11 protein-coding genes and 1 pseudogene are annotated in these 13,945 nt (G+C 69.7%); 6 read left to right on the forward strand and 6 right to left on the reverse strand.

The genetic code is table 11. From position 1 onward, the window contains the following. Window positions 1-13: 13 nt before the first annotated feature. Window positions 14-1,282 carry a sensor histidine kinase gene (locus IE107_RS31710; RefSeq protein ID WP_189547806.1) on the forward strand — a complete coding sequence of 423 codons (1,269 nt, stop codon included), beginning with the start codon at window positions 14-16 and terminating at the stop codon, window positions 1,280-1,282. Continuing rightward, window positions 1,279-1,977 (forward strand): response regulator, encoded by a 699-nt coding sequence (locus tag IE107_RS31715; protein WP_189547807.1) that lies wholly within the window; start codon window positions 1,279-1,281, stop codon window positions 1,975-1,977. The genes IE107_RS31710 and IE107_RS31715 overlap by 4 nt, the downstream gene beginning before the upstream one ends. Window positions 1,978-2,193: 216 nt before the next feature. Here the strand turns inward: IE107_RS31715 and IE107_RS35475 are convergent, their stop codons facing one another. Next, window positions 2,194-2,361 carry a hypothetical protein gene (locus IE107_RS35475; protein ID WP_229867400.1) on the reverse strand — a complete coding sequence of 56 codons (168 nt, stop codon included), beginning with the start codon at window positions 2,359-2,361 and terminating at the stop codon, window positions 2,194-2,196. A gap of 693 nt (window positions 2,362-3,054) precedes the next feature. Here IE107_RS35475 and IE107_RS31720 point away from each other — a divergent pair. The 3 genes from IE107_RS31720 (at window position 3,055) to IE107_RS31730 (ending at window position 6,013) form a co-directional block, all read left to right on the forward strand. Continuing rightward, the gene (locus IE107_RS31720) at window positions 3,055-3,768 is read left to right on the forward strand and encodes a hypothetical protein (RefSeq protein ID WP_189547808.1); all 714 of its coding nucleotides are present in this window, start codon (window positions 3,055-3,057) and stop codon (window positions 3,766-3,768) included. 622 nt (window positions 3,769-4,390) lie between these two features. Beyond that, a complete protein-coding gene (locus IE107_RS31725; RefSeq protein WP_189547809.1) occupies window positions 4,391-5,416 on the forward strand; it encodes a hypothetical protein in 1,026 nt (341 codons plus the stop codon). Between the two features lie 147 nt (window positions 5,417-5,563). Next, complete coding sequence (locus IE107_RS31730) at window positions 5,564-6,013, forward strand: hypothetical protein (RefSeq protein WP_189547810.1); 450 nt, start codon at window positions 5,564-5,566, stop codon at window positions 6,011-6,013. Between the two features lie 10 nt (window positions 6,014-6,023). Here the strand turns inward: IE107_RS31730 and IE107_RS31735 are convergent, their stop codons facing one another. From IE107_RS31735 to IE107_RS31745, 3 genes are read right to left on the reverse strand one after another with little or no spacing between them, the layout of a single operon-like run. Then, complete coding sequence (locus IE107_RS31735; RefSeq protein WP_189547811.1) at window positions 6,024-7,244, reverse strand: MAB_1171c family putative transporter; 1,221 nt, start codon at window positions 7,242-7,244, stop codon at window positions 6,024-6,026. After that, a complete protein-coding gene (locus tag IE107_RS31740; RefSeq protein ID WP_229867401.1) occupies window positions 7,232-7,798 on the reverse strand; it encodes a ParH-like protein in 567 nt (188 codons plus the stop codon). Before IE107_RS31740 ends, IE107_RS31735 begins: the two co-directional genes overlap by 13 nt. Window positions 7,799-7,847: 49 nt before the next feature. Next, complete coding sequence (locus IE107_RS31745) at window positions 7,848-8,315, reverse strand: helix-turn-helix domain-containing protein (RefSeq protein ID WP_189547812.1); 468 nt, start codon at window positions 8,313-8,315, stop codon at window positions 7,848-7,850. Window positions 8,316-8,772: 457 nt separating this feature from the next. On the opposite strand from IE107_RS31745, the gene IE107_RS31750 reads away from it, so the two are divergent. Further along, window positions 8,773-10,053 (forward strand): ATP-binding protein, encoded by a 1,281-nt coding sequence (locus IE107_RS31750; RefSeq protein ID WP_189547834.1) that lies wholly within the window; start codon window positions 8,773-8,775, stop codon window positions 10,051-10,053. A gap of 116 nt (window positions 10,054-10,169) precedes the next feature. Here IE107_RS31750 and manD read toward each other — a convergent pair. Together manD and IE107_RS31760 are read right to left on the reverse strand one after the other, a co-directional pair. Then, window positions 10,170-11,400 (reverse strand): annotated as a pseudogene (manD, locus tag IE107_RS31755) (D-mannonate dehydratase ManD). Beyond that, a complete protein-coding gene (locus IE107_RS31760) occupies window positions 11,391-13,931 on the reverse strand; it encodes a mannitol dehydrogenase family protein (protein WP_189547813.1) in 2,541 nt (846 codons plus the stop codon). Before IE107_RS31760 ends, manD begins: the two are co-directional and overlap by 10 nt. Window positions 13,932-13,945: the final 14 nt, after the last annotated feature.

Below are 13,945 nucleotides of genomic sequence, written 5' to 3' on the forward strand. Positions count from 1 at the left end.
GTAGCGTGAGGCGATGCAACGGCTGATCGAGACCCTGCCCCGCCTGCGGCGCGGACATCCGTGGCTGACGGACCTGCTGCTGGTCGTGCTGGTGGCCATGCCCCCTGTGATCCGCCCGCAGCCCGACTGGCGGCCGGTCTGGGTACAGACGGGCGTGTACATGACCCTGGTGCTGCCCCTGCTGTGGCGCCGCCGCCGGCCGGTGCTCGTCGCGGCCCTGGTGACGTCCGCGTTCTGGGCGCAGTACCTCGGACAGGTGTGGGGGCAAGAACCGGGACGCGGCGCCGTCGCCCTGGCCGCGGTCCTGGCCACCCTCACGGTGCGTGGCCTGCGCCGCGCCGCCGCGGCGACGGTGGTCTGCGCCACTGTCTGCGTACTGCTGTGGATTCCCGCATGGCAGCGGGACTACGGGGGCCCGGGCGCCCGCGGTGCCTGGCTCACTCCGCTCGCGGTGGGGCTCCTGCTGGCCGGGGCCTGGGTGTTCGGCGAGTACGTCCGTGCCCGGCGCGCCTATGTCGCCGAGTTCGAGCGGCGGATCGTACTGGCCGAGTCGGAGCGCCTCGCCCTGGCCCGGGTCGCCGTCGCCGATGAGCGGGCGCGCATCGCCCGCGAGATCCACGACGTCCTCGCGCACAGTGTGAGCGTGATGGTGCTGAACGCCGAGGGCGGCAGGCTGATGCGGCATGCCGACCCCACTGTCGTCGACCGCACCCTCGGCGTCATCAGCGCGACCGGCCGTGAGGCCCTGAACGAACTGCGCCGACTACTGGCGGTGCTGCGCGCCCCGGACGCGGGCGCCTCAGTCGGCGACCCCGGACCCGGCCCCGATATCGGCAGGGCCGCCGAGTCCCTCGCGGTCGATCTGCGGCGGCTGGTCGGGCGCCTCAACACGAGCGGCACGCGCGCCCGGCTGGACCTTCGCGGAGAGCCTGTCGGCCTTCCGGCGGATCTCACCTGGCAGACGTACCGCATCGTGCAGGAGGCGCTCACCAACTTCGTCAAGCACGCGCCGCCGGACGCCACGATCCACGTACGGGTCGACACCGGTACCGAGGGCCCCGGGCGGCTGGTGCGTGTCCGGGTGGAGAATTCGGCCGGAGCCGGAGGGGGAGCCGCCCCAGAGGGTCCCGCCCCGCTGCTCTCCTCCGGTCACGGACTCACCGGCATGCGCGAACGCACCGCCCTGTACGGCGGGAGCGTCGACGCCGGGCCCACACCCGGCGGCGGCTACCGGGTCACCGCCACCCTGCGCCCCACCGTGCCCACCCCGGCGAGCCCATGACCGGCCCGACCCCGCCACCCGCTCCCGCCCCGTCATCGTCCCGGGTGCTGATCTGCGACGACCAGGAGCTGATCCGGATGGGACTGCGCATGGTCATCGACAGCCAGCCCGACCTCACCGTGGTGGGCGAGGCCGCCGACGGCGAAGCGGCGATCTCGGCCGTGGCCGCGCTGGAGCCGGACCTCGTCCTGATGGACGTACGCATGCCCGGTCTGGACGGGCTCGCCGCGACCGAACACCTCTGCGCGCAGCCCCATGGCCCCCGGATCCTCGTCGTCACCACCTTCGACCTCGACGAGTACGCCTACGCTGCCCTGCGTGCCGGAGCGAGCGGCTTCCTCGTCAAGGACGCCCCCGCCGAGGAGATCCTGGTGACCGTCCGGGCGGTGCTGCGGGGCGAGGTCATGGTGGCGCCCTCGCTCACCCGACGCCTGGTCGAGCGCTTCGTCCTGCAAGCCCCCGCATCCGCGCCCGCCCAGCGCAGCCGCCTGGCCGCGCTCACCGAGCGGGAACGAGAAGTTCTCGCCCTGGTCGCCCGGGGACTGGCCAACGGCGAGATCGCCGACCGTCTCTTCGTCGGGGAGACAACCGTCAAGACCCACCTCGGCCGCGTCCTGGCCAAACTCGGCCTCCGCGACCGTATCCACGCGGTCATCTTCGCCTACGAGAGCGGGCTGATACGGGCCGGGGACTGAACAGCGACGGGCACCCCCGCCGGGCAGCCCGCGTCGCCGTGGTGAGCGCAAGGCGGTCATACCGCGGACTCGAAAGGCAAGGCGTCGGGGGCCGTGTCGCCAACCATCGGCCGGCAGCAGGGCAGCACGGTGAACGGGCATCGGCCGGTGCAGTAGACAGTGGCCACGGCAGGCACAGCGCAGGCCGGGCGCGCCGCCGAACCCACGTGAGCCCGGTCAGTCGAACGCGCGCAGCGCCAGCCGCACGACTCCGGTGACCCCTCGCCCGATCCACCCGAGCAGTCCTGTCTCGACGGCCAGCTCGGCGGCATCCCCGGCCGCTCCCGCCCGTCCCGGCCCGTACCGGCACCGGAGACAGGAACGAGGCCAACGACGCTTCCGCACGCCACACTTCTTGCATACCGCCATGACCCCATTCTCACAGCCAGAATCCACTGACCATCACCGCGCCCCGACCAGCCGCAGCAGTGGTCGCTCCACGCAGCAGCCGGCCCGGTGCAATGGACGGCGTGGGCGACAGGGTTCGCCGGCCCACGACGCCGTGATCCGCAGACTCCCCACATTCGAGATGGCCGACCCAGCTCAGGTGCCGATGGCCACCGGCGTCCTCATGGCCGCTGCAATGGGCATGGGCAGTCGGGGCTTGGCCCCACATCCTGGCACCACAGACGACGGTTGGGGTAGTGGGGAGTCATCATCCAGGGCCAAAGCCTCGGGGACGGTCACAACTCGGCCGGCCGAGATGCCGTTGGTGCCAAGTGCCGTGTCCGGATGGTGCCAACAAGGGCGTCCCACCAGGTAGAGAACACGAGGTCGCGGCGCTCGGCCGGTGACCGATATCGCGACCCGGCACAACTGCCTTGTGTCTGGCGTTCTTCGCGTTCCGGCCGGATCCACGGCGTGGCCGGCCCACCCTGGATCTTGCTTCGATCCCAGCTTCAAATACCGGCCCGATAGCCGATCTTGTGGAGCCGAAAGCCCGCATGCTTGACTTCCCCGGTGACTGAAAGAGCAGATAGGTTCGGCGACCTCGGCCCGGTGGTCAGCCGGCACGCGGTGGAGCACCGGAAGCGGTGGGTGAACGCAGGCTGCGCACTGCTCATAGCCATCCCGTCCGGCTGGTTGGGCGCGTGGGGCTGGTCGGCAACCGGCGAGGGGTCGGTCGGCAGCAACAAGGCGATCGGTCTGCTGCTCGGCCTTGCGCTGGGCGCCCTAGCGATCGCTGCGACCCAGATCGCGAGGGCCCTGCGCGGCGAGCGCGGCGAGTATTTCGAGGTGCGCCGGGGTGGCCTGGTCCACGGATCCCAGCGGGGAGCCGCGGGTTGGTCCTGGAACCGTGTCACCTCGCTTCATGTCGACGGCGACGCGGTGAACGGCCTCGCGACCCGGCTCGGCAACGGCTACCGCGTTGAGATCGACCTCGACGACGGCACCCGGCTGCGGGCTGACGGGCTCACCGAACGCGCCGGCGACCTGGGGCGCGTCCTGCTGACCCAGTGCCCGCACGTCGCTCTGAAACCGCGGATCCCCTGGTACGGCCGGGCGGGCAGTTGGCTGCTGGCGGGGGCCGCGGCGTGCGCGGCAGCGATCGCCGCGATGATCTTCTACATCACGGATCACCCGGACAAGGAACACCGGATCCCCGCCGGTGAGGGCATGATCATGGTGCAGAGCACCGAACCGGGCATCAGCGAGGCAGGATACTTCTTCCTGACCATGGGCATGCTGGTGTGCGCCATCACCGCGGTCACCCTCGTCATTGCCTACGTACGCGGCAGGGCGTATCGCTGAACCTCTTGACGTACAGCGCCGCGCGGTTGCGCGGGAGTCCCCAGAGCAACTCTGCCGCGACTGCACCACAGGGTGCGCGATGAGGGCCGTCTCGTGAGGGCAAGGCAGTGAGGCCACCTGTGACGCTCAGAATGCAGCTGAAGTGCTCCTTACCTTGTTTGCGGGTTGACTCCGGTCCTTCGCACGATCGGGAGACCCAGGGGCTTGGGTGTGGCCGAAAGCGCTCATGCCGTACGTGTGGCTTTGGCTGATGGGCCGCCCGGCGCCCCGCGACGACACGGCAGTTGCTGAAGTACTTTCCCACTCTGGAGCGGGCGTTCGACCACGCACTCCAAAGGCGCCCTCATGCTGCTGACCGGCTACCGGACACCGGCAGCCCTGCGCCGGATCGGTGCGAGCCAACTGACGAGTCGGTCGAAGAACCGTGGGTTCGTGGCGCCCAGGCCCTGGCAGACGTTGCAGCGGCCACGGCCCAGCCCCAGCGCCCCGCTGTCGCCGGGGAGGCCTCGGCCGCGGCTCGCCCGTCACTGCTTGATAAGCTCATATGAATGAGTAATGTAACCTCACAAATCTGAGTTCATATCGAGTCGGGGGCAGATTCTTGAAGCCAGGACGATCCCACGTGGCGCGACGGGGAAGCGGAGCATGCGCGGCCCTGTCGGTCGTCATCGCGAGCGGCTGCGGCACGAGCGACGCGGCGAAAAACGACGATGACAGCAAGAGACCGCGAACCGCGCTGGTCACCGCGTTACGCCAAGTACAGGACACCCATCTGACACGAGGCTGGATCGAGTTCGGCGACGTGGCCGGGGTCCGCTCCCGGAGCGGCGGCGGGTCCAGCTCGAAGCGGGACCCACTGCTCGGATACGGCGAGCCGAAGCTGGCCGATGCCGCGGCGCTGCTGCCCGATCTGACCGGCATCGATCCATTCGCGGCCCGGACCGCCCTCTCGGTCGGCCGTCCGCCCGACCCGGTCGGTTTCCTCTACGGATCCTTCAATACGACGGCGATCGGCTCGAAGCTGCGGAAGCTCGGATACACGAAGCACGGCCTCGCCGACGGAGAAGCGACCTGGGTCATCCGCGACCACCACAAGATCGACGAGAAGGATCCGCTCGCACAGCTAGGCATCGTCACCGCGCTGAACGTCGTACGGGTCTCATCGCGACACATCGTCTACGGAGGAGCGAGCGCGGACATCGATCAGGCGCTCACCGGTACCAGACCACTGGCCGACAACGAGGCGGTCGGCGGCATCGCGGACTGCCTCGGCCAGGTCGAGGCCGCACAGATCGGCCTCGACCTGAAGATCGCGGCCACGCCGCTCGGCATCGGCGCCTCGGGGTCGCCAGGGACCGACGCCACACAGGTCATCTGCATGACGACGGCGAGCCAGGACGCCGCCGAGGCGATCGCGTCGGCCTGGCCCGGCCGGGTGAAGTCGACGACCTCCGCCCTGTCCGCCGAGCCCTGGTCGAACCTCCTCACCCAGCCACGGGCCGAGGTCATCGGCGGCCCCTACCACGTCGTACGACTGACCGCACGGCCCACCGGTTCGACGCGAGTGCTGTTCGACGCCTGGACGAGCGAGGACCTCGGACCGCTGCTGACCGGCGCGAAACCCGACCCCGAGACCTCGGCTCGATAGGCCGCCGGAAACGCAACGGTCACCGACCATCCAAAGCATCAGCTCATATGAATTAAAATAGCCAACCATCCATATCAGCTGATAACCTCCATGCGCGTCGCCCCTCCGAAAAGAAGAGAAGGTCCGTTGCACATCCGAACAAGGACCATGTCCACGGCGGCGTTGCTTGCCGTGGTCGCCCTGGCCACTGTCACCGCGTGTTCGTCCAGCGACGGTCCCGCTTTCACCGGCGGCGACAAGAGCACCCCGACCGCCATTCCCCCGTCGGCCACTGCCGCCACCGGCGCTCCGACGGCCACCTCCGGTAAGGACGCGTCGGCCTCGGCTGACGTGACGATCGACTCCTGCACGGTCGACGCCGCCACGAAGATCCCCAAGGCCGAACTCACGGTGACCAACCACGGCAGCGACACGGCGACCTACACCATTCGTCTCGAGTTCGTCGACGGCGGCGGGACTAGGGTGGCGGAGGGCGCCGCAATCGCGAACAGTCTGGCGGCTAATCAACAAGCGAAGGAAACGGCCGACGGGACGGCCCAGGTCACCTCGGACGTCACCTGCAAACTCGCCAAGGTCCAGCGCCTCGCCGGCATGTGACCGGCACGGTTCAGTCCGCAGTGATCTGTGCGCGCACCCGGTCGCGGATGTCGCGCACCACACCGGAGTGGGTGAACGCCCGTGCGACACGCACCAGCCAGGCCGCCTCGTCGTCGACGGTCTCCAGGCGTGCCGAGGGCGTGAGCCCCGCCTGGTCGGGCGTGCCGCCATACAACCGTCCGGCCCGTTTGTTCTCCAGTGCCGCGGCGATGAGCGCAGCTTCGAGGACCGCCTCGCGGTCGTCGGCCGCGAGGCCGGTACGGTCCAGTGCCCGCACGGCCCAGTCGAGAGGTTCCGCCCGCTGGTACGGCCGTAGCGCCAGGATGCCGTCCCGGATCTCGATCACCCGGCGGTACCGGGCGAACTCCGCCCGGCGCAGGCCGGGACGGCGACGTGCGGCATCCGGATCCAGTGCGATCTCGGGCAGCTGGGCATGAAGCGCCGACCACAGGGGTTCCAGGTCACTGTGGGCACGCAAGGCATGCAGCCGACGCAGCGGGGCGGCGATGTGTTCGCCCCAGAAGGTGGCGGTCGCGCCGGAGGCGACCAGGACGGCGGTGACCATGCCGAGAGTCGTGGACAGAAGGTCCTCGCCCAGCCCCTGGCCCCCGTCGGTGAGATTGGCGGCGGCATCGTCGAGGGTCCACAGCGTCCACACCACCGCCGTCGCTGTGGCCAGCGCGGCCAGTCGCAGCCCGATGCGCAACGGGCCCGGCGGCGTCCGGCACGCGTGACGGATCAGGGCGCGCGCCAGGGTGTACAGACACCAGCAGAGGTAAGCAGCGAAGAGCACGTTGTACGTGGCCAGAACCCAGCCCCGGCCGGGTGCGGCCACGGCCCGCTCGCCGTCGTCGGTGACATCGGCGGCGAGAAACAGGCCCAGCGCGACCGCCTGGACGACGACAGCGGCACCGACCCGGCGACGGCGCCGGATCCGCACCGGTCTGGACCTCGGCGGTTCGAGAGCCAGTGCGACCAGCGCGAGGAATGTGCCCGCGGCCGCCTTCAGTTCGGATGTGAGCAGCAGTTCGGCATCGGGCGAGGGAACGAACCGGTCCACCGCGCCCAGCACAGCCGGGGCGTTGAGGAGCATCGCCATTCCCGCGCTCAGCGCGAACCCGGCCACGTCGCGCTGAGCCGGATCCGCTCCCCCGCCGCGGGCGATCACGAGCCGATGCCCGGCGAACACCAGGAAGACCAGGGCCGCGAGAAAAGCGGTCAGATTCTCCACAGACGCCGCCGAGCGTCGGGCCGGCCCGTGTTCTGCCGCTCGGGCGGGCCGAAGAGGGAGCGCAGGCGGACCTCTTCCGGCCCGGCGGGCGCGGATACGGCGGCATCGGCCCGGTCGAGCTGTGCGGCACGGTTCAGGATGAGGGAGGCCACGAGCTCGGCCTCCTCCTCCTGCGGCTCGGTGTAGACGGTACGGCCCAGGACCCGCTGGACCAGTGACGCCGGAAGGTGCGGCAGCAGGACCTGGGCCGCTGAGGACGCGGCGGGGGACGTTTCGTGGTGACCGCACAGCAGGTGCGCGATCTCGTGCAGCTGGATGTGCTGCTGGTGCAGGGGGGTGGTGTCAGCGGGGTAGAGGATGCGGTCGGCGTGGTCGGTGGTGACGAGCAGTCCGCACGGAAGGTGGGGCCTGGCGGCGACTGGCACGAGCTCGATCGTCCGGCCCCGGGTCCGGGCCAGCATGTCGATGAACCGGGCCGTGTCGAAGGGGGTCGGCAGATCGAGGTCGTCCGCCAGGCGTCGGCATCGTTGCCACAGGCGCTTGTCGCTCCGCACGTGCTGTACCTCTTCCCCCGTGGTCCTGTGCGTCCACCGCCACGCCAGGTCAGCCGTCGGCCCGGGTGCCACCCGTCGCCGTGCGGCCCTTCGCACCACCGTCCGCGCCTTCCCGCCGGGCAAGGACGTCGATCATGTCGCTGATCGTACTCACGCCCTCCGGCGAGAGGTTCACCGCGCGCAGCGCCACACTCCGGACGCCGGCGTCCCGCAGGGCTCCCAGCAGCTCCAGCTCCCTGGCGATGGCGGCGCCCTTGTCGTCGTCGAAGAAGTAGGCGACCGGTACGTCGAAGAACTGGGCGAGCGCTTCGAGGTGCCGCTTCGTCGGGTTGTCCCGTCGGCCCGTGCGCAGCTGCCACATGTAGGTGGCGGAGAAGCTCTCTCCGGTGGCCTCCCGGCACGCGCGGGCGACGTCCTCATGGCTGAACTGCTCACGGTTGGGACGCCGTACGATGCGGAACAGCGCGTCGATCTTGTCCGCGAGAGTGGTCGGCGAAGACGCGTCGGCGGTGCTCACGTGCGGCCTCCCCTCCGGTACTGCATCAGCTTTGGTGGAACGGTCTCAAAATTTCCATCCACCCTAGCTTACGACCGCGGTGACGGTCCGCCGGTGTCAGGACGACCGGGTCAGCCTGGTGGGGTCTCCCGAGGTCCCGCTGCCGCCCTCCTGGAGGATCAGCGTGTCGGCACCTGTCTTGGCCAGGGTGTAGATGCTTACACGCCTGTGTCCCACCGGAGCGCCTGGACCGGCGACTGCCGCTCGCCCGCGCCTGCGCTCCGCCGATGACCACGGGCTGCCGTGAGTCAGAAGCCGAGCTCATGGGGACCTCTGCCCCGGGCGGCGGACACCCGCCCTCCAGGTCGACGGGCATCTGATCGGCGCGGAGAATGAAGGAGGAGCGGGGCGGTCGGCTGAGCAGCCTGCGGCCCGGGGGCTGGCGTGGCGGTGGCGGCGTGCCGGCGAGGTGGCGATGATGCCTACGTGGCGTTTGCGGGACTTCCATGACGACGATCTGGACCGTGCAATCCAGATATGGGATCAGGACCGGCACGACGACGATGTGCCTCCCGTGTTCCCCGTCTCCGAGGCCATGACCGCGGCGCGGACGGGCGGGACCTCAGTGGTTGCGGTGGTCGGTGAGGACCTGGTCGGCATGGCGGTGGCGCAGGCCCAGGGTGAGCGGGCCTGGATCATATTGGTGGCGCTCGCAAGGATGTGGCGTAACCGCGGACTCGGGAGCGCCCTGATCGCCGAGGTCGAGAGGCGCCTGCGCACACAGGGCGTGCGCCGGATCGGTGCGTTGCTCGCTCCAGGGGCCACTGGGGCCGCGGCACTGGAAAACTCCGGTTACCGGACTCGCGACGGGTTGATCTTCTACGAGAAGGTCGAGCATCTCGGGGCGAGTGACGCGGGTCTGCTCGCCGAGCTCGGCGGGAGGGTCCTGCCGCAGGGGCTCTGGGGCGCCCTCGCGGGCATGGAACGGGAGAAGGAAGCTATTGAGCGGCGGATAGTACTACCGCTGACCGAGCCCGTGCTGGCCGACCGATACGGAGTGACGCCGCCGAAAGCTGTCATCCTCTTCGGCCCGCCGGGTACCGGAAAGACCAGTTTCGCCAAGGCGGTCGCCTCCCGGCTGGCCTGGCCGTTCGTGGAACTTTTCCCTTCCCGGCTCACTGAGGGTGCCAATGGCGGTCTGGCCGCCTCGCTGCGGGACACGTTCGCCGAACTGGCCGAGCTGGAATCCGTTCTGCTGTTCATCGACGAGGTCGAGGAGATCGCCGGTGTCCGGTCCGGTCAGGCCGTCGATCCCGGCCACGGAGTCACCAATGAACTGCTCAAGCTGATCCCCGGTTTCCGCGACCACGACAACCGCCTGCTGATCTGCGCCACCAACTCCGTCCGTTCCCTCGATGCGGCGTTCCTGCGCCCCGGCCGGTTCGACTACGTCATCCCGGTCGGCCCTCCCGATCCGGCAGCACGGGCGGCTATCTGGCAGCGCTACCTCGGCCCCGTCGCCAACGACATCGGGCTGCACCGGCTGGTGTCAGCCAGTGAGATGTTCACACCCGCCGACATCGAGTTCGCCGCTCGCAAAGGCTCCCACGCCGCATTCGAACGCGAAGTCACCGACCGCAAAGGCGCGCCGGCCAGTACCGTGGACTACCTCGCTGCCATCGCCGATACCCGCCCCACACTCACCGATCAGGCTCTCACCCAGTTCAGAGAAGACATCGAGCGCCACGCGCGCATGTGACGCCAGGTGTTCCCGGCCCACTGCTCCGCGCGGTTCGCGCGAACTACTGGGCATGCGTGCGCCACTTGCTCGTGAGGTGCCGGGCCCCTCGCGGGTGCCCGGCACCGGGAAGGGGGTCACCAGTCGTGGATGGTGCCGTCGGCGAGCCGGTTGCAGGGCAGGTACGCCTGCTGGTACGGGTGGGCTGCGGCGGCTTCCTCGTCCAGCTCCACGCCGAGTCCGGGGGTGTCGCCGGGATGGAGCAGGCCGTCCTTGAACGTCATCGACTGGCGGAAGACCGAGTGCGTGGCCTCGCTGTCTCCCATGTACTCCTGGATGCCGAAGTTGTGGATGGCCAGGCCCAGGTGGGCTTGGGCGGCCAGGCCGACGGGTGAGATGTCGGTGGGGCCGTGGAAGCCCGACTTGATCTGGTATTCGGCCGCGGTGTCCATGATCTTGCGCAGCGGGGTGATGCCGCCGAAGTGGGTTGCGGCTGCACGTACGTAGTCGATGAGCCGTTCGGTGAGCAGGGTCCGGAAGTCGGCCGCATGGTTGAACGCCTCGCCCACGGCCAGCGGGGTGGTGGTGTGGTGGCGGATCAGGCGGAAGGCTTCCTGGTGTTCGGCGGGTGTGGTGTCCTCCAGCCGGAACAGGTCGTAGGGCTCCAGGGCTTTGCCGAGCTTGGCCGCCTGGATCGGCGTCATCCGGTGGTGACCGTCGTGCAGCAGCGGAAGGTCCGGGCCGAACTCGTTGCGTACGGCCTCGAAGACGGTGGGCAGGTGGTGCAGGTAGGCGCGGGTGTTCCAGACCTCCTCGGGGGGGACGGCTGCCCCGCCCGGCCGGTTCGTGGTCATAGCGCACGCCGCTGGCCTGGGGTTGTGCCGCCACTCCGTACAGGGCGGTGATGCCGGGGACGGAGCTTTGGATCCGTACGGCCTGGTGGCCCTCCTCGATGTGCCGGCGCACCGAGTCGAACAGTTCGGGCAGGTCGCGGCCGGAGGCGTGGCCGTAGGTCATCAGTCCGGTGCGCGAGGCGCCGCCGAGCAGCTGGTAGACGGGCAGGCCTGCGGCCCTGCCCTTGATGTCCCACAGCGCCATGTCGACGGCTGCGATCGCCGCCATCGTCACCGGCCCGCGTCGCCAGTAGGCGCCGCGGTAGAGGTACTGCCAGGTGTCCTCGATGCGGTGCGGGTCGCGGCCGATGAGCAGCTGGGCGACATGGTCGCGCAGGTAGGCGGCGACGGCGAGTTCGCGGCCGTTGAGGATGGCGTCGCCGAGGCCGGTGATGCCTTCGTCAGTGGTGATCTTGAGTGTGACGAAGTTGCGGGTAGGGCTGGTGACGATGATGTCGGCCGAGGTTATGCGCATGTCCACCTTCTGGGTTGTGGGGAGCGGCGGAGCCGGTTCACGGCGGTCAGGATCGCCGAATCCTCTCCCCAGGCCGGGCTGATCACGGAAAGGAGTGCCGCCAATCGGCGGTTGTCTCCCTTCAAGGCGCAGGCGCGGGCGAGAGCGGGTGCAGCAGAGTCGGGCAGGGCAGCGGGGTCGGGTGCCGTGAGCACGTATTCGGCCCAGGCCGCCACGCAGCGCAGGGCGGGTTCGGGGTCGTGGCCGGCGGCCTGTTCGGCATGGACCACGGGCAGGAGGCGGGCGCGCAGTTTGGTGGTGCCGTCCAGGGCGATCTGGGCCAGCCGGTGGGCGATGCGCGGATTGCGGAAGCGGGCAAGCAACTCCTGCGGATAGGTGACCCCGCCGCCGCCCTGCACGGAGGGAAGGACGAGCAGGCTCTGATAGTGGTGCATGGCGATACCGGCGAAGTACTGCTCGTCCGGGGCGTAGGCGGCATAGACCTTGCCCAGTTCGGCCTCCATGTAGGTGCGGCCTTCTTCCCAGAAGGTGACCGTTTCCGGGTCACCGCCACCGGTGAGATCCTTGGTCTCGACGCCGATCACCACCGACTCCGGCTTGTCGATCCGGCGGGCGTAGGCGACCTCGTGGGCCGCGCGCGCGGTGATGCCGCTGGGACCGTCGGCGCGGTCGACGTAGTCCATCAGCGAGACGTAGTCGCTGAGATCTTGCACGTGGTCGCTGAGCGGCGCGGTCTTGCCGTGCCAGGTGACGGCGGTGCAGCAGGCAGCGGAGGAGTCGAACCAGCTGGGGATGGCGGGCCCGAACAACAGCGGCTGGCCGGAGGCATCGCGCAGGTGGACCAGCTTCTCCAGCAGGTCGAGCCAGACGACGGGGATATTGCCCGAGCCCGGCTCCTTCCACTGCGGCAGGATGTAGGGCTCGATGTCGACGTTCACGCCGTCGAAGCGGGCGTCCGCAGGGGCGGCCAGGTTGTAGTCCAGAACCTTTTGGAACTCGCTGACGGCGTGGTCCTGGTACTGCGGCAGGACGCCCAGATACGGCGGGACGGTGCCGGCGGCGACGACCGCCTGGACGTGATAGCCACGGCCGCGTGCCCAGCGGATGAACGAGGCCACCTGCGGGCGCGCATCGCGCAGCATGTCCTTGCCCTGGTAGTCGTCCACACCGAGGTAGAGGGTCCGGACCGGGTCCGAGCCGGGGAACGTTGTTGTGTCGTCCATCATCCTCCCGAGCCGGTCGCGGGCCGCGGTGTCGAACACCGCCGGGTAGGAGTTCTGCTCCCACACCCACATGGCGCGGTCCTGGTCGTAGGTCTGCCGCGGGGCGGGCGTCGCGCCGCCGAGTGAGACATAGGTGGATGTCGAGGTGCCGACACGGCCGCTCCGATCGGTGGCCCGTACCTCGAGGCCGGCGAAGCCGGGAGTCAGGGAACGCACGTCGACCAGCGCCGCATACCGTTTCGGCGACCCGGGGACGCGGGAGGCCGACTGCCAGGAACCGCCGTTGGCCCGTACCTGCACGCTGCGCACCCCCTTCCTGGAGGCCACCTCGATGACGGAGCGCAGGGTAGTGCCGTGGAGCTTGTCGGACATGCGCGGGGAGACGATGCGCACGCCCGGCCTGGCGGCGGCGGGGTTGTGGACTTCGACCGACCGGAACGAGGACCACTGCGTGTACAGCGTCTGGTTGTTCTTGCCGTACGCGGCCAGGCCGAGGGTGCCGTCCTTGTCGCTGATGTCCACGGTGGCCGACCAAGTGCCGTTGTCCGCGTCGGTGATGACCGGGACGGTCTGCTGTGCGTCGACGACCAGCTTCAGGTCGCTGCTCTCGGAGTAGCGGCCGTGCACGGTCAGCGTTCGGCCTTGGACGGCGGCCCCGTCGCTGGGTGACTCGATGGAGATCACGGGAGTCGTGGCTGCTTGGCTGGCCGCCGCCGCACGGTGGATCTGATCGGGTTCGGCCGCACAGTGCCCGATCGGCACCAGGACGCCGGCGCGCATCGCGGCCTCGATGTACGCGGTCGCCCCTACCCGTTCGGGCGCCAGGGTCACGATGCGCAGCAGCCCGTCGGAGGCGGCGACCCAACGGGCCAGCTCCGCGGTGTCGGGGTCGCGCAGATACCGTGGGTCGTGCGCGCCACGCGCCCCGTCCGCCGCGGAGAGATAGGGCCCTTCGACGTGGATGCCGACGACGGAGTGGGCGAGCAGCGGATCGCGGCGTACGGCGGCCGCGATGGTTTCCAGTGCATGGACGATCTTGCCTTCCGCGGCGGTGATGACGGTGGGGAAGAACGTCGTGGTCCCCGCCGCCCACAGGGCTTCGGCGAGCCGGCGAACGGTGTCGACGGTGATGTCGTCGGCGTTGATGTCATGGCCGCCGTAGCCGTTGACCTGGAGATCCACCAGGCCGGGGATCAGAATGGGCAGGCGTTCCGCCCCGTTCGGTCCACCGTGCTCGACCGAGCGGATACGCCCATGGGTGTCGGTGATCATGCGGGCCGTGCGCCCGTCGAGGAGCCGCCCGCGCATCAGCCCTTGACCGC

It is taken from the genome of Streptomyces gelaticus, assembly GCF_014649535.1.
In the GTDB taxonomy this organism is placed as follows: Bacteria; Actinomycetota; Actinomycetes; order Streptomycetales; family Streptomycetaceae; genus Streptomyces; species Streptomyces gelaticus.

Coding starts and splice junctions, on each gene's coding strand:
- IE107_RS31710 (WP_189547806.1), top strand. CDS start 14: ATGCAACGGCTGATCGAGACCCTGCCCCGCCTGCGGCGCGGACATCCG.
- IE107_RS31715 (WP_189547807.1), top strand. CDS start 1,279: ATGACCGGCCCGACCCCGCCACCCGCTCCCGCCCCGTCATCGTCCCGG.
- IE107_RS31730 (WP_189547810.1), top strand. CDS start 5,564: ATGTCCACGGCGGCGTTGCTTGCCGTGGTCGCCCTGGCCACTGTCACC.
- IE107_RS31750 (WP_189547834.1), top strand. CDS start 8,773: ATGCCTACGTGGCGTTTGCGGGACTTCCATGACGACGATCTGGACCGT.
- IE107_RS31760 (WP_189547813.1), bottom strand. CDS start 13,931: ATGCGCGGGCGGCTCCTCGACGGGCGCACGGCCCGCATGATCACCGAC.